The organism is Lachnoclostridium sp. (assembly GCF_031997925.1).
Lineage (GTDB): Bacteria > Bacillota > Clostridia > Lachnospirales > Lachnospiraceae > Lachnoclostridium.
In genome coordinates, this window is record NZ_DAMADT010000007.1 from 90961 (window position 1) to 108436 (window position 17476).

Below are 17476 nucleotides of genomic sequence, written 5' to 3' on the forward strand. Positions count from 1 at the left end.
CGAAAGAATAGTATACCATATTATTAAATTTCTTTGGATTTGCCTTAGTTTCTTAATTATTAAGTTTCCTATTGGTTGACTTTGTTTCCTAAAATCAACTATAATTCCATTTAAAAAGTTATTTTAATGAGTATAATAAGATTTAGAGATAAGGTGACAATGATAAAAATTGTACCTTTTTTCAACAACTAGTTTGTGACTAAGAGACAATCATAAACATGCAAAAGACTGTACAGAAAAGAGGGATATTATGTATCTAAAACTATCTGAGAATATCATTACACTAAGACGAAAAAAAGGAATAACCCAGGATGAATTAGCTACATTTTTAGGAGTAACGAAGGCATCGGTTTCCAAGTGGGAGACGAAGCAAAGTTACCCAGATATTTTGTTATTACCGCAGATTGCTTCCTATTTTAATGTTAGTATTGATGAACTACTTGGATATGAACCACAACTGAGTGAAGAACAGATAAAGAAATGTTATCAGAATTTAGCCACAGATTTTGCAAAATTACCATTTGATGATGTGATTGCACAGAGTAGGGAATTAATCAAAAAGTATTATTCCTGCTACCCACTATTAATGCAGATAGTTGTATTATGGTTCAATCATTATATGTTAACCAACGATAAAGAGAAGCAAGTTACTTTATTAAATGATACGATTAAACTCTGTGATCATATTCTTGAGGGAAGCAGTGATATGAAGTTATGTAGTGAAGCTTCAATGATGAAATCTATTGTGAATCTTACTTTGGGAAATGCAAAAGAAGTAATCGAAGAGTTACAACCATTGATTGAGCTAAAACAATATATAAATCAGTCAGATCTATTACTAATTCAAGCATATCAGATGATTGGAGATGTAGCAAAAGCAGATCTTCACAGTCAGATAACAGTATACACACATCTATTGAGTCTGGTCGATGATAGTATTGGAATGCTTTATTTCCGAATTCAGGATTATGAATTCTGTAGTATAACAATTCAAAGAATTGAACAGATTATTCATACTTATGAATTAGAAAATTTGCATCCAAATACTACGCTTAAGTTTCATTATCAAGTTGCAGTCTTTTATTGTGCACATAACCAGATAGAAAAAGCGCTACAAGAACTTTCCTTGTTTGTACAAGGTACTTTTAAATTTATCGATCATGGGCTAGAGCTTCATGGAGATCATTATTTTACGCGTATCGAAGAATGGTTTGAAGAATTTGCTCTGAAAAAAGATGCTCCAAGGAATGATTTAGTGGTTTTAGAGAGCATAATTCCAGCCATAGAACATACTGGACTATCTGTTTTATTTGATATTGAAGAATATCAAAGTTTGAAAAAGAAAATAGAACGAAAAATTATAGAACGAAAAGGGAATGGAAGGGAGGTTTAAACAAGAAAAAGCACGTACGAAAGCTTTGCCTTGTTATGAATTATGCCGTTAAAAGAGATCTTACCATTTTTAATACCATTAATAATAGCACAATTTATTTTATTATTTATTAGTCTGCGTCACATCCTAACACACGACAATTATAAGAGGGGAAATCGTATCTTGTGGATCATTGTTGTCGTTGTAGGTATGGAATTTATCGGACCAATTCTTTATTTCTTACTAGGAAAAGAGGATGCATAAGATGGATATCTTAACACTGTCACATGTTACAAAGCGTTTTGGTTCTCATAACGTTATCGATGACCTGTCATTTTCCGTACCAGAGAATACGATCTATGGCTTTATTGGGGAAAATGGTGCCGGTAAGACTACCACCATGAAGATGATTCTTGGTCTATACCGGGTGGATGGTGGCATCATACAGGTAAATGGAGAGAATGTTACTTACGGTCAAACAAATACCAACCGTTATATCGGATATTTACCAGATGTTCCAGAATTCTATGGATATATGACTCCTTCAGAATATCTAAGGTTATGTGGCGAGATAACAGGAATCCCAGAGAAACAATTAAAGAGCAGAACGACTGAATTACTTGAATTGGTAGGCCTAGAAAAGGCAAATAAGAGAATTCAAGGTTTTTCAAGAGGGATGAAACAACGTCTTGGTATTGCTCAGGCACTTTTAAATAAGCCTAAGCTCTTAATTTGTGATGAGCCTACCTCTGCACTAGATCCGATAGGAAGAAAAGAAATTATTGATATCCTACAGTCGGTAAAAAATCAGACAACAGTTATATTTTCCACTCATATCTTATCAGATGTGGAACGAATTTGTGATGAAATTGGTTTACTTCATAATGGTAAGCTTGCACTAGAAGGAAATATGGATGATATTCGAAAATTACGAAAAAGAGACGGATATGAAATAGAATTCTATAGAGAAGAAGATGTTAGGAATTTTTCCGAAATCTATACCGGAGGGATACTACTAAGTAAAACTCAACTTCTATATAAAGATAGAAACGAAGAGGATATGTTAAAAGCAATGAAATCCCTTTATGAGAACAACATCCATCCACAAAAAATTGAGATGCGAGAAGCAACTTTGGAATCTCTATTTATGGAGGTGGTTAATAAATGAAGCAATTAATTGCATTTACCAAAAAAGAATTCCTAGAGTTAATCCGAACCGGAAAAATATATATTCTACTCATTATTTTTGTTATCTTTGGTATTATGAATCCTGCACTTGCTAAGCTCACTCCATGGATGTTTGAAATGCTTGCTGATACCATGAAAGAGCAGGGTATTATTTTAAAAGACGTTACGGTAACAGCTATGACCTCATGGGAGCAATATTATAAAAATATGTCGATGGAATTTATTGTACTTGTCGTTATGTTTTGTGGTATTTTAACATCAGAATATCAAAAAGGTACACTTATTAATATGCTAACCAAAGGACTTCCTAGATGGAAGGTCATTTTATCGAAGAGTGTCGCACTATTTACAAGCTGGAGTATATGCTATTGGTTAACCTTTGGAATCACCTATACTTACAATGCATATTTCTGGGATAATAGCATTGCAAAGCACTTAGTTTTTTCTGCTATGGGTTCTTACTTATTTGGGTTATGGCTGTTATCATTAATCCTGTTGTGCTCTGCATTTCTAAATTCTAGCTCAGCAGTTTTACTTTCTACAGGTGTCGTCTATGTGATAACGTATCTAATTAGTATGGTTCCTAAACTTAGTGATGTCTTACCAATAAAATTAACTGCGGGAATGGATTTACTTAACGGGAATTCCTCTATAAAGGATTACAGATTTGCGTTTGCATTAACGATTATTTTGATTCTAATTGGTGGTATAGCGACAGTCGTTGGATTTAATCGAAAGAGGATTTAAAATTAAGAAGGATATGGTGTTAGGCACTGTATTCTTCTTATTTTTCTCTTCCTACCTTCTTCCCTTTTGCACATCCGAAGTTTGCACCGAGGATTATGCAGGTATAAACTTTCTGAGTAAAAGATTATCTTTCACATTTATTCATGACAAGGAAAGCTCAGAATCCTACTTCTTCTTGTTCTTGTATATATGTGTAATAGCAAAGATACTAATTTCATACGTGACATTTTGAGTATTACATTGTATTATTAGAATATTATCGAAACATAGTTCTTGTTCGATAACGGGTAAACGGTGTAAAATACGCACCTCTTATGAGAATTTATTTCATAACTCTCATAAGTTGTATTATCGAAAAACAGTTCTTGCTTCAATAATCGATAAGCGGTTAAAATACGCATCATTTATGGGAATTTACTTAGTAACTTCCCATAAGTTTTATACTCATAACATGTTTAATACTAAGGAGATAGTTTTATGATTTCAATTTTATTAGTTGTCATTTACGTTGCCTTCATTAGTCTGGGTTTACCAGATTCTATCTTGGGATCGGCATGGCCGTCGATGTATCAAGAGTTACATGTATCATTTTCCAGTGCAGGTATCATTAGTATGATAATTGCGGGTGGAACTATTGTATCGAGCCTTGCTAGTGATAGAATGTTACGGAAATTTAATACTGGTATTATAACAATGGTAAGTGTAGCAATGACAGCAGTAGCATTACTTGGTTTTTCCTTCTCCAATTCGTTCTGGCAATTATGCTTATGGGCTATCCCTTATGGTCTTGGTGCTGGTAGTGTAGATGCAGCTCTCAATAATTTTGTTGCACTACATTATAAATCACGCCATATGAGTTGGCTTCATTGCTTTTGGGGAGTAGGAGCAACTTTGGGTCCTTACATAATGGGACTTTGTTTGACCAATGGACTAAGATGGAATTCCGGTTATCAGACCATTGGCGTCATTCAGATAATCCTTGTTATCTTCCTATTTATTTCCCTTCCTTTATGGAAAGTGAAACAAAAAGATAAGGAAAATGAAATATTAGAAGCAAAAGGTCTCAATTTTAGAGAAACGATAAATCTTCCAGGTGCAAAAGCTATTTTAATTGCGTTTTTCTCTTACTCCTCATTAGAAGCTACAGCAGGACTCTGGGCAAGCAGTTTTATGGTCCTCTATAAAGGAATCGATGCCGTTACTGCAGCAAAATGGGCAGCATTATTTTACCTAGGAATCACAATAGGTAGATTTCTAGCTGGTTTTATAACCGAAAAATTAGGGAATAAAAAGATGATACGCATCGGACAAGCCATTGCATTTCTCGGAACAATATTAATGTTGCTACCACTTGGAAATCTATCTGCTTTGTTTGGGCTAACCTTAATCGGACTTGGTTGTGCACCTATTTACCCAAGCTTGCTCCACGAAACACCAAATAACTTTGGTGCTGACAAATCACAATCAATTATGGGAATGCAGATGGCATGTGCTTATATTGGTACCACGATCATGTCACCATTGTTTGGTGTTATTGCTGATAAAATTAGTATAAGCGTCTACCCAATTTATTTAATGATATTTACTGTAGTAATGTTTGTAATGGTAGAACGTGTGAATAAGCTTCACGGAAGATAACTTATATTTGAATATAGAATTAATAAATACCGTATATACTTAATCTAGAAATATAGTTTAGCTTAAAGGAGGGAATAACAATGGAATTTTGCTGGATTACAATTAGTGTTAAAAACATGGAAGAGTCACTTCATTTTTATCATGAAATCATCGGCCTTAACATAGCAGAAAGATTTAAGGCAGGTGGGGAAACAGAAATCGCAATGCTAGGAGAAATCGGGGGTACAAAAGTTGAATTAATTTGCGATAAAGATCATATCGTACAGAGTACTGGTTTATCTATAGGGTTTGAGGTTGAGTCACTAGAGAAAGCGATGGAACTAATGCGCGAAAATAATATACCAATTCTAAGAGGACCGATTTCACCAAATCCAACGGTCAGTTTTTTCTTTATCAATGATCCAAATGGTGTCGAAGTACAGATTGTTCAACATAGTCATAACTAAGAAAGATAGGAATAAATCATCTTATTAATATCAAATTTTAAAGAATAATTTAATAAAATCACATAAGACTGAAGCTGTAAAAGATGATTAAACTTGTTATTAAAATTATCTTTCACAGCTTCTATTTTATTAAAGCATTCATCTCTTTATATTTATATTACTATAAAATCAAATTTTGTTATAAATTTCTTCCTTAATAACCAATCAATATCAGATGACTTACCAAGAAATCGATTCCTTACTTCATAAGAAATAGTAGTTAACACTTGATAATCTGTATAATATTATATAGATTTACTTTGTTCTATTTTGTAAATATTAATATTCTGTTAAATTTATCTGCATAATTTGATTTTTTATATCAATTGAGTTATAATTGATTCATACAAGTAGAAAAAATGTAAATACACTTGTCAAAAATATTGTTGAGGCATATATTCCTGGATGAACTAATATACTTATCAAGTATATAATTTCTTAATCCATGACAAGGAAAAGTTTGTGAAACGTATTTTTTCTTGTTTATTGGTAGGAAAATATATGTAGAACAAAGAAAATGAACAGGAGGATTAAAATATGAATAAGTTATTTAAATGTACAGTTTGTGGTTATATTTATGAAGGAGAAAGTGCACCTGATGTATGTCCAAAATGTAATCAGGGAGCTGATAAATTTGTTGAATTAAGCGAAGAAGATGCTAACAAGGTGTATCGCTCAGATAAGACAAACGCAATCCATATGCAAATTATTCATTTAGCAGAGAAAATTGCTAAATTAAGCCAAGTAGGTATCGAAGATAATCTTGATCCAATGTGCGTTGCTGCTTTTACAAAGGCAAAGGACGAAGCTTGGACAATTAAGCAAAGATGTAAAGCTGAGCTAGCTGGACATATGAGCAAGGGTAAATGGTAAATTAGGCATATCTTAAAAATATCTTATAAATAAAAAGAAACGGCATAAATAAATTGAATTTATGCTGTTTCTTTTTTTAGTCCTCTACTATTTTAAGTGTTAATTTGATAAATATATTTTCAAATTGACTTATCTTAAATTCTTTAAGCAATTAGCAATAAAATACCAAATGTATTGAATTATTTCATTTACTATAATATCCTATAGTAAACAAGAAAAAGTAAGCTTTACGAATTTTTTCTTGTCTTAAGTAATATCCATTTTTAATTACCTATAACAATCGATAGCGCTTGTAATTTTATAAAAAATATAAGTAAAAGTGTACGTAATTAAATGTATTTATTTGTTTTCTGTTCGTAATATGGCTAAACATTATTTCAGATAATAACAGAGAGAGAAGTACCAAATCTAAATAGATGGGGAGACAAGTATGGAATGGAGTTATAGGAATATCTGCAGTTTATGGGAGTTCAGAAGAGAAGATAACAAAGAACTAAAGAAAAAAGGTAGGATATTAACTGTATTGGGATGTGTTGCAGGAGTGCCCTTAGGTTTATTATGGGTGAATTACAAAAATACAACTTATTTCTTTCCTATTATAATAATATGTATTACTATTATTTCCTGTAATTTAATACACACTATAGTTCATGAGACCGGTCATTTTATAGGAGGATTAATTAGCGGATACCGTTTGATTTCCTTCCGAATTTTTTCATTAGCTTTTGTAAAGAGTGGTGATCGTTATAAACTTAAATTACAAAAGTTAAAAGGGACAGGTGGTCAGTGCCTTATGCTTCCACCGAAAGGAATTGAATTCGTACAATGTCCATATTATCTGTATAATATGGGTGGTATCTTTTTTGATATGTTTGTAACTATGCTTGTATTTTTTAGTGCAGTTTGGTTATGTAAAACCCCTATAATGAAAAATTTATTACTAACCTATGTTGTAATGGGAATTTTTTCAGCGATTATAAATTATGCTCCTTTACCAAACTTCATTGGAGCAAATGATGGTATTAATATCCGAGCGATTCGAAAAAACAAATCATTACTAAAGCCCTTTATGCAACAACTAATCATTTATCAATCCTTGTGTGATGGTAAAGATTTTCATGTATTTACGGAGGATGAGCTTGAGCTTCCAAAAGATGCAGATATAACAAATCCAATTAATAATTACTTTCTAAATATTCAATACTTGAAATATATAGAAATCAGAGATTTTAAAAGGGCAGAGGACACGCTTTTAACACTGGAAAGTGAATATGAAAGTATGGCACGACGCATGCGATTGATGATAGATGTGGAACGATTATTTTTTTTATTGATCCAAGATGCTGATATCCGAGGTATAAAAACTTATTACAAAAATATAAAAAAAGATATGAAAAAAAATATATCCTCGCCATCTGTCTTACGTACCTTATTTGCTTATGAGAAAATAATTCATAAGGATAATAAAAAAGCCAATCTGTTTCGAAAAAGGCTTCTAGTAATGTTACATACTACTCCAATCAAACAGGAAGTTCAACTTAATATTGATCTTATAAACTGGTTGGAAGAACAAGTTATAAATATGGCATAAAATGATACCATTGAGGAATCAATCTATCCTCATTCATGTAATGTCATATTGCATCTTTATCCTGACAGAACATATCGAAAACCGAAGATAGACCTTAATCACAAATTATGAAACGATCTAAAAAGCTATGCGTGTTTGAAGCGTGTAGCTTTTTTATGTTTGATTTTTATAAATTACTTATTGTCATTTTATCTTTTTCTAGCTTTACTTTTTATGTTTGATTTCCAATATTTTTTTCATCTCCATACTTTCTACAAAAATATTCGATATTATAGAAGCACTCACAATTAGAATAAATTACATGAGGTACATATACGTTCAAGTAATTTAAATTTCAGATTGTAATCATCTAACGAAATAATAAGTATGTGTTAAAGTATGAACACGAAGATGAGTAAAGAAATGAAAGTAAACATTTGCTCCAAGTCATTAGACACAGAGCTATAAGAACAATCTATCATTTTTAGAAAGATGATGATAAGGGAGGAAATTAATTGGAACCAATTATTACGGAAAAAGAACTAAAGATAGGGGGGATGACCTGCGTAAGTTGTGAAAATAGAATCGAAAGTCAGTTAAACCAGACTATTGGAATAAAAAAAGCAACAGTCAGTTACAGCAACGAAACAGCACAGATATCCTATGACAGCAATATTATTACGATGAAAGATATTGTTCAAATCATAGAAGAAGTGGGTTATGAAGTAATAGAAGATTCCAGTACTCAAAAAACCAGCACAGATAATATTAATAAGTTATTAGGTGCAGCAGTCATTATACTAGCTCTTTATACCATTATAAACAGATTTGGGTTATTTAATCTTTTTAACTTCTTTCCACAGGCAGAGGAAGGTATGGGCTATGGAATGTTATTTATCATTGGGCTGTTAACCTCGGTACACTGTGTTGCAATGTGTGGTGGAATTAATCTATCACAATGTATCCCACAAGCTGCAAAACAGAGAGGACAAGATGGTAGGTTAACATCACTTAGACCAAGCTTTCTGTACAATTTGGGAAGAGTGATTTCCTATACAGTAATCGGCGGTATCGTAGGAGCACTTGGCTCTGTTATAAGTTTCTCCGGGAGTTTTAAAGGAATTGTTCAAATAGTAGCAGGAGTTCTTATGGTGATCATGGGATTAAATATGTTGAATATCTTTCCATGGCTTAGAAAATTAAACCCTCACATGCCGAAAATATTTGCTAGAAAATTAAATAAAGAAAAAAACAGTAATAGTCCATTCTATGTAGGATTACTCAATGGGCTTATGCCATGTGGCCCTTTACAGGCAATGCAGCTTTATGCTTTATCAACAGGTGATCCATTAAAAGGTGCTCTTTCCATGCTTTTATTCAGTTTGGGAACCGTACCATTAATGTTTGGGTTAGGCGTATTAAGTTCAGTACTTAGTCAAAAATTTACGAAGAAAGTAATGTCCGTAGGTGCAGTTTTGGTCGTAGTTCTAGGATTCTCCATGTTTCAAAGTGGACTTAGTTTATCAGGTTTCGCTGCAACACCATTTGACCAGTCTACTAGTAGTAACGTAGCTAAGATACAAGATGATGTCCAAATCGTAAATACCACCCTAAATTCTGGCCGATATGAGCCAATAACCGTTCAAGCTGGAATACCGGTGAAATGGATAATTACTGCTGAAAATGGAAGTATAAATGGCTGTAATAATAGAATTTATATCCCAGAGTACGGTATTGAAAAGAAATTTGAAATTGGGGAAAATATAATTGAGTTTACTCCCGAAAAAGCAGGAACATACCGTTACAGCTGTTGGATGGGTATGATTCGAAGTACAATTACCGTTTTAGAAGAAGGACAAACAACTCCACCTCCTGACACAGAAGTACAGGATGATTACACTGGTTCTTATAATGATTTTAATTTAGATGATACAGTTCAGAATAAGGAACCAGCAGGATATCAGATACCGGTAGATAATGTTGTAATTGCTAAGAAAAATGGTGATAAGCAGACGGTAGAAATAAATCTAACAAATTCAGGATTCAGCCCTGCTTTAATCATTATGGAGTCTGGCATTGAAACCGAATGGAACATCCATGCTGAATCATTAAATGAAGGAAATAAAACGCTGTTATTTCCGTTTTATGAATCAGTCCTTCCTCTGAAGGAAGGAGATAACCGCTTGTATGTCTTACCAATTCTTGATTTTGATTTCTCTACTATTGATTATAATTTCTTTGGATTTGTTAAAGTTGTGGATGATATCGATGATATCAATATAGATGCAATAAAAGAACAAGTAAGTAATTATGAGACTTACAAATGGAATTATAATCAGATAGGTAATGGTGGAGGAGGGGGCGCAAGCTGTCATTAAATAAACCATTTACATTTCATATAAATTATTTATAAGCTGACTAAATAAAGGCGACTAGTCAAGGCGGATATTCGCAATCCGCTTATGCTATCAGCTCTACCTCATTGCCACTACATGGTATTTAAAACAGGCAAGTCCTTACACCCGCTTAAAGTAGCGAGGACTTCCCTGACGAGGTTAAATTAATTGAATAATTTCATTAACATAAAAAAGGGAGATTATAACTATGTCAAATTTGAAAAAAGAAAACAAGCAAAGTAAAAAGATTAACTCCACCACAATTATCTTAACACTGGCATTATTGCTATTGGTTGGATTTACAGTAGTAAACAAATTGAATAGCTCAAACGATAAGGAGAAAGCTTCCGCAAGTAATAAACAAGGAAAAACTGTGCTTAATGATAATGGGGATCTTGTTATTACAAAAATTGATATTTCATCCAAAGCAACATTTTACCCAGTAGAGGTTGATGGAACAAAATTAGAAGTAATTGCGGTAGAAGCTCCCGATGGTACTATCCGAACAGCGTTTAACACATGCCAAGTATGTTTTAGCTCCGGAAGGGGATATTATGTTCAAGAAAATGATGTGCTAAAATGCCAAAATTGTGGTAATCGTTTTAAAACCAGTGAAGTGGAAATTTCAAGAGGTGGCTGTAATCCAGTACCTATTTTCGATGACGAAAAGACTGTAACAGACGATACAATAGTTATATCCAAAGATTTTCTTAATGAGGCTAAACAAATCTTTGCAAACTGGAAGAGTTGATTTTAGCAAGTAATATAGATAATACAAGGAAAAGTTCACTTCGCGAGCTTTTCCTTGTCGCGAATAAGAGAGAAGTTTGAAGACAAGGATACAATTGCTGAATTACTTTTTAAATGATAAACTATAGAAATCTAGTAGAGGGAGGTCAAATATGAAGCAAAAAAATATTCTAGTTGTAGATGATGAGCAAAAGATTTTGGAGGTAGTTTATTCTTTTTTGGAGAGCCAAAACTATACAGTATTCCAGGCGGAAAATGGAGCAAGAGCATTTGAAATCTTTGAAAAAGAGAATATATCTTTGATTATATTAGACCTAATGCTACCAGATATCACTGGAGAGGAGATATGTAAAAAAATCCGCAAAACTTCCAGGGTTCCAATTATCATGCTTACCGCGAAAGTTGAAGAAAATAATATCCTAGAAGGTCTGGAAATTGGTGCAGATGATTATATGACAAAACCCTTTCGTTTAAAAGAACTACTTGCACGAGTGAATGCTGTTCTTAGAAGAACGAGTGAAGAACCTGTTCCCCTCTTTGACAAAATTTCTTTTGATAACGATAACTTCATTATAGATTTTGGAAAAAGTCTGGTATTAAAAAATCAGAATCCTGTGAACCTTACACCAACTGAATTTAATATATTATCCACCTTAATTAAATATCCTGGAAAAGTTTTTACGAGAGAAGAACTAATTGAATTTGCTTTAGGAAGTGAGTTTGAAGGTTTTGACCGGGCGGTGGACAGTCATATTAAGAATTTAAGACAAAAGATTGAAGATAATCCCCGTGCCCCTAAATATGTATTAACCATTCATGGAAAAGGGTATAAATTTGGAGGTGATTAAGGTGAAAAAAAAGAGTCTAAAGACACAACTTTCGCTGGCCATCGCTTTAGTTGTTTTGATAACAGTAGCTTTCATTAGCGTATTATCTAATATATTTATTAATGAAAAATTTAAAGACTATATTGCCAGGCAACAAAAGCTACAAACAGAAGATATCGTATCAAGCCTTAGTCAACAATACAACAAGTGGACAAGGACTTGGAATACAGACTTTATTCATACGATTGGAATGTATGCCTTATACGATGGTTTTATCATCAAGGTCTATGAAAACGATGGTACTTCTGTATGGGATGCTGAACAGCATGATATGTCCTTGTGTACACAGGTTATGGCAGATATATCAAAACGGATGCAAAAAAAATATCCAAGAATGAACGGCGAATTTACTACGAAAGAATACAAGTTAAAACAAGGATCGGATGATGTTGGGGTGGTATCTATCAGTTACTTTGGACCTTATTTTCTTAGTGAGAATGACTTCAAGTTTTTAAACGCTCTAAATACTATCCTTGTAAGTATCGGTTCTGTTTCCTTAATGTTTGCTGTTTATATTGGATGGATGCTGGCAAGGAAGATAAGCAGACCTATTACAAAAACGGTGAAAATGACCACAGAAATTGCAGAAGGAAATTATGAGATACGTTTTACCGAACATACAGGAACAAAAGAGCTGGATGCGTTAGTTTCCTCTATCAATAATTTGGCAAGTACTTTAGAAAAACAAGAAGTTATACGAAAACAATTAACTTCTGATGTTTCCCATGAGCTACGTACACCATTGACTACGATTGGAACACATATAGAAGCTATGATAGAAGGTGTATGGGAACCAACAACGGATCGTTTAACAAGTTGTTATGAAGAAATCAATCGTATTACAAATCTTGTGAAAGATCTAGAGCAACTTTCAAAAGTAGAAAATGATAATTTAAAGCTTAACATAACTTCCGTTGATATATCAGAGGTTATTGAAACTATAAAGGGTAACTTCGAAACAGAACTATATAATAAAAGTTTGAATGTATCAGTGGTAGGGACTGCTGGAACTATACCAGTAGACAAAGAACGAATAAGTCAGGTAATTATAAACCTATTATCAAATGCAATAAAATACACACCAGACTTTGGTAAAATAGAAATCACTTTAGAAGACTACGAAACAAGTCTTGTTATCCAGGTGAAGGATAATGGAATTGGAATACCAGAAGAAGAGTTACCATTTATTTTTGAACGTTTTTATCGAGCAGACAAATCAAGAAATAGAAGAACCGGGGGAGCAGGAATAGGATTAGCAATTGTAAAATCTGTTGTTCATGCTCATGGTGGAAAGGTCGAAGTATCCAGTAAATTAGAGACAGGAACTGTTTTTCGAGTTTTATTACCAAGAAAGTAGACAGGTATAACTTACTATAATTAATTATATTGAGCTAAAAAGGTAAGAGATTGCTTACTATATTTTTAAAGTCATGCGTTTTAGTTTACGCATGACTTTTTTAATATATTTTTTCTATATTTGTCATATTATGTATACACAGTATCTATTGTTTGTTATAATAATTGAATTATAAAGTATTATATTTTATAGAACCATTACTGGATAAGATTTATAATATAAGGAAAGAAGGGGCTTAACATAGAAAACGATATGTTATTTACCTAACTAATATTTAAGAGGAGACGTATATGAAGAAAAAAATGGCCTTATTGCTTTGTTTTGCTTTCATAATACAACTGCAATTTGTAGGTTGTAAAAAAGCACCTGACGCAGAGGTAAGTCAAGTAAAGGACAATGAAATTACAAATGAATTAGAAGAATATTCAGATCCAGGAAAGAAAGAAGAGGAGAAGAAGGAAGAAAATATTATCCTCACTACCAATGATTTAAAAAACAATTATTCTACTTCCGAGACCTATGCGGAACCGTTGTATGGACTGCAAAAAGAGGAGATTATCTCTTGTCCTGTTCAATTTAATCTGCCAGAAGGTACTGAACTTACTGAATATGCTAATGTTTATTTAGATTCTACTTTAACCATACCAGCCGGTGCTGAGATCTCCTATGATAATAACACACAAACAATTAATCTAGCACCTCCTAGAAAACCTGTTTATCAGCCGGTAACCACAATGTTTTCTATCGTTAAGAATGAAGGGTGGGGCTATGCCAATACATATTATCTAGCTTATTTCTATGATTTAAAAACAGGAGAAAAGCTAGAAAAACCACAAATCACTATTTTTACCATTGAAAGAGAATTAAAGACTCCATTTCTTAAATATGAGATTAAAGATGGAAGCGTACGTTATTACTGGGATGAGGTTCCAGGAGCGGAGAATTATGTCCTTAGCTTTGTTAAGAAAGATGAAATTCAGTTTGATTTTCTTTCCTTTAAAAAAGTAGTTGATTCCGAATACGTCGATAAAGACATTTTGGAAATGGGAGTCCATAAATTAATTAATTTTAAATATAGATTAAGTAACGATGATGATCTTGACCTCTACTATGTAACGGTTATGGCCATTGATAAAGATGGTAACGCCTCCAATGCGAGCAATATGATTTCTATTGATTCATTTCGTAATAAGCTACCATTTCGAGCACTTAGCCTTACAGAAGAAGGGGTAAGCTCTATAGCAGATCAAATTAATTTACTCGGAAACAGACGTCTTGTAGAGATGTGCGATGGCAGCAAGGTCCTCTATACTGTTACTTACGATATTGAACACGCTAGAATTACCCAATTATCTGACATTGTATTTAAGCTTGAGGGAGAGGATCGAACACTATTAGCGCTGGATTCTTTTGTCGATGGTACGGACTTAAAATTAATTTCCTTAGTAAAGAATTTTGATGAATCAACTATGGAAAAAGAATTGAAATTACTATATGAGCAAACAGAAGTCTCAAAAGGGAATGCCGGTGTTACAGGTAAACCTGAATTTACGTTGATAGAAGAAAATGACTCTAAGGATAGCCCAGTAGATTCCTCAAGTCCAAATGAAATTATTGTAAAAAATGATAACTTTCCTGTGTTTGCTTCCAGTGCTTTAACAGAATATCTTGCGAGAAATATGCTATTAAATGAAGAAACGATCAACTTAAAAGACTTCAAAGAAGCATCGGATATTGATTTATTATGGGATTCTTTGTACGAAGCAATTTATCAAAATCCTTTGATCCTTGGTGTAAGCAGTTTTCAATATAATCGTTTCAGTAAAATATTGATGATTGAGTATGAACAAGATAGGGCAGAGCAGGAAAAGAAACAGGAGGAGATTAAAAAGGAAGTAAACAGGGTTGTTGGTGAGATTATTACTCCAAAGATGACAGATCTTGAAAAAGAATACGCAATTAATCAATATTTGTGTGATATTGCAGAATATGATACTGATGCTCTAGATAATGCAATGGAAAATGATTATATACCGGATTCTTCTTTCCGCGATTCCTTTACGCCATATGGAGTACTGATTAATAAAAGTGGCGTATGCGCAAGTTATGCAGCTGCATTTAAGTTATTAGCAGAACAAGCCGGGCTTGACTGTCTTGTTATTACAGGTAATTTAAATGGTAATCTGCCACATGCTTGGAATCGAGTATTAGTAGATAACGAGTGGAAAACTGTGGATTCCACAAATAATGATAATGAAGAATTATTTAATGCTTTATTAAATCTACCGGATTCGGTTGCTGCTAAGGTGTTAGTCGAGGATGATCTTTACATCTCAAATCAAAAATATGGAGAATTCACCTCCGTGAAGGAAGATGCAGAGTACTATAGGGTAAGCAACCAGTATTATAGTAAAAGTAAGATTGCAGACAGCCTTGCAAAAGAAATATTAGCATCTGGTACTGTAATTCTTCGAACCGATTATGATTTATCCGACGAGGAATTTCAAGATATTGTTCAATCAGTGATCGAGACCGCAAAATTAGAGGACAAATTAGATAAATTAATCGGTGGTTATTGGCTTGGTGTTATCTATTTGTCGCTTGAAAACTAAAGAGTAGAAAAGGATGATACAAAGATGAAAAAAATATTATTAGTTACTGTATTAACGATAGCCTTAGCATGTACAGCATGTTCAAAAAAAGCAGCAGTTAAGACATCGGCTGGATCAGGGTCAGGGAATCAGACACCAGTTACCCAAGTTCTTGAAGATTTATCAGAAGATTTGGACAGCTTTCAATTGCAAATCGACGATGTAATCTATACGATGCCGATGAAATATTCTGATTTTGTCTCATACGGTTTTGAGATGAATGAAGATGACAGTGAAAAAATAGAACCTAAATACTACGGCTGGGCATCCTTTCATCTAGGAGATTTAAAAATAGAATCAACTGTTATAAATGCAGATAAAAAAACGCGTTCGATTTCAAAATGTTATGTAGGCGGTATTGAAATTAAAAACAAAAACGAGAATGGAAAAGATGCCTTCATCGCTTTACCAAAAGGTATCATTTTTAATAAATCCACCTTGGATGATGTATTAGCCGCATATGGGGAACCTAGTAAAATATACGAACTTTCCACATATACGATGTACGTTTACGAATTTGGTATTAACAGGAGCGTTACAATTAATATTGGTAAAACGAGCGGCGTTGTTGACAGTTTTGAGGTTAGGAATCTGCTTGTGAAATAGCATTCCTCATTGTAGCAAATAAAGTGTTTGAAAGCAGAGAAAAGCCTATTACAAAATGGGCTTTTCTCTTTCTGTATCGAAACATATACCATATAGGATAGACCAAAGTGGATTTCTATGGTAGAATAGCGTTTAATGATTATTTTACTAGAAGGAGAGTACAGAATGGAAAAAATTAAATTAGCACTTATCGGCTGTGGCTATCTGAATGAAATCGTGGCCAATGCATTGAAGGATGGCTATCTGCCAGAATATGAACTTGTTGCTGTGTTAGGAAGGACTTATGCCCGCTCGAAAGCCTTTGCTGATCATTTTGGATGCAAAGCATGTTCCGATATCAATGAACTAATGGAGATGAAACCAGATTTTATAGCAGAAGCAGCATCTGTGAAAGCGGTCAGGGATTATAGTGAAATCGTACTTAATGGCGGTTCCAACCTTGTTGTACTTTCAATCGGAGCCTTTGCAGATCAGGAATTTTATGAAAGAGTTAAAACTACAGCAGCACGAAATAAACGCCGTGTATATATTGCCAGCGGTGCTGTAGGCGGTTTTGATGTTCTGCGTACCGCTGCTCTCATGAGCCCGATAACAGCTTCCATCAGCTCACAAAAAGCGCCAGGATCACTTTATTATACACCACTTTACAAAGATGGATTACTTGATATTACAGAACGTGAGCAAGTATTTACCGGTACCACCAAGGAAGCAATTGCAATCCTTCCAACCCATGTGAATGTCGCAGTAGCAACTGCTCTTGCCAGCGCAGGCCCTGAAAATACTATTATGAATATTGAAGCGGTTCCTGGTTTTAGAGGAGATGAATATAAAATTGAAATTAAAGGCGAAGAAGTAAGAACAGAACTTAATATCTATTCACGAACCAGTAAGGTTGCTGCTTGGAGCGTCGTAGCTGTACTACAAAATGCTGTAGCACCAATTGTATTTTAGGAGGA

The 17476-nt window shown here is 33.6% G+C and carries 15 protein-coding genes; all 15 read left to right on the top strand.

Annotation, left to right across the window (positions count from 1 at the left end; translation table 11 throughout):
- The first annotated feature begins 250 nt into the window (after window positions 1–250).
- The 15 genes from RTP52_RS07075 (at window position 251) to RTP52_RS07145 (ending at window position 17471) form a co-directional block, all read left to right on the top strand.
- Window positions 251–1393, top strand: a complete 1143-nt coding sequence (locus RTP52_RS07075; protein WP_312370129.1) for a helix-turn-helix transcriptional regulator — start codon at window positions 251–253, stop codon at window positions 1391–1393.
- A gap of 42 nt (window positions 1394–1435) precedes the next feature.
- Window positions 1436–1636, top strand: a complete 201-nt coding sequence (locus tag RTP52_RS07080; RefSeq protein WP_312370131.1) for a PLDc N-terminal domain-containing protein — start codon at window positions 1436–1438, stop codon at window positions 1634–1636.
- 1 nt (window position 1637) lies between these two features.
- Window positions 1638–2540: an ABC transporter ATP-binding protein gene (locus tag RTP52_RS07085; protein ID WP_312370133.1), complete on the top strand. Its 903-nt coding sequence runs from the start codon at window positions 1638–1640 to the stop codon at window positions 2538–2540.
- A complete protein-coding gene (locus tag RTP52_RS07090) occupies window positions 2537–3307 on the top strand; it encodes an ABC transporter permease (protein WP_312370135.1) in 771 nt (256 codons plus the stop codon). Before RTP52_RS07085 ends, RTP52_RS07090 begins: the two co-directional genes overlap by 4 nt.
- 477 nt (window positions 3308–3784) lie before the next feature.
- On the top strand, window positions 3785–4945 hold the full coding sequence (locus RTP52_RS07095) for an MFS transporter (RefSeq protein WP_312370136.1): 1161 nt from the start codon (window positions 3785–3787) through the stop codon (window positions 4943–4945).
- Window positions 4946–5025: 80 nt separating this feature from the next.
- Window positions 5026–5391: a VOC family protein gene (locus tag RTP52_RS07100; RefSeq protein WP_312370138.1), complete on the top strand. Its 366-nt coding sequence runs from the start codon at window positions 5026–5028 to the stop codon at window positions 5389–5391.
- A 576-nt stretch (window positions 5392–5967) separates the two neighbouring features.
- Window positions 5968–6303, top strand: a complete 336-nt coding sequence (locus RTP52_RS20525) for a rubredoxin-like domain-containing protein (RefSeq protein ID WP_312105793.1) — start codon at window positions 5968–5970, stop codon at window positions 6301–6303.
- A gap of 430 nt (window positions 6304–6733) precedes the next feature.
- A complete protein-coding gene (locus tag RTP52_RS07110) occupies window positions 6734–7894 on the top strand; it encodes a hypothetical protein (protein ID WP_312370139.1) in 1161 nt (386 codons plus the stop codon).
- A 494-nt stretch (window positions 7895–8388) separates the two neighbouring features.
- Entirely contained in the window at window positions 8389–10251 is a 1863-nt protein-coding gene (locus RTP52_RS07115) for an urease accessory protein UreH domain-containing protein (protein ID WP_312370141.1), read from the top strand.
- A 226-nt stretch (window positions 10252–10477) separates the two neighbouring features.
- Window positions 10478–11020, top strand: coding sequence for a DUF2318 domain-containing protein (locus RTP52_RS07120; protein ID WP_312370143.1), 543 nt, complete (start codon window positions 10478–10480; stop codon window positions 11018–11020).
- A gap of 151 nt (window positions 11021–11171) precedes the next feature.
- The gene (locus RTP52_RS07125; protein ID WP_312370144.1) at window positions 11172–11867 is read left to right on the top strand and encodes a response regulator transcription factor; all 696 of its coding nucleotides are present in this window, start codon (window positions 11172–11174) and stop codon (window positions 11865–11867) included.
- Window position 11868: 1 nt separating this feature from the next.
- On the top strand, window positions 11869–13263 hold the full coding sequence (locus RTP52_RS07130) for a HAMP domain-containing sensor histidine kinase (RefSeq protein WP_312105787.1): 1395 nt from the start codon (window positions 11869–11871) through the stop codon (window positions 13261–13263).
- A 290-nt stretch (window positions 13264–13553) separates the two neighbouring features.
- Entirely contained in the window at window positions 13554–15875 is a 2322-nt protein-coding gene (locus RTP52_RS07135) for a transglutaminase domain-containing protein (RefSeq protein WP_312370146.1), read from the top strand.
- A 24-nt stretch (window positions 15876–15899) separates the two neighbouring features.
- A complete protein-coding gene (locus RTP52_RS07140) occupies window positions 15900–16520 on the top strand; it encodes a hypothetical protein (protein WP_312370148.1) in 621 nt (206 codons plus the stop codon).
- 165 nt (window positions 16521–16685) lie between these two features.
- On the top strand, window positions 16686–17471 hold the full coding sequence (locus tag RTP52_RS07145; RefSeq protein ID WP_312107551.1) for an aspartate dehydrogenase domain-containing protein: 786 nt from the start codon (window positions 16686–16688) through the stop codon (window positions 17469–17471).
- The last annotated feature ends 5 nt before the right edge of the window (window positions 17472–17476 follow it).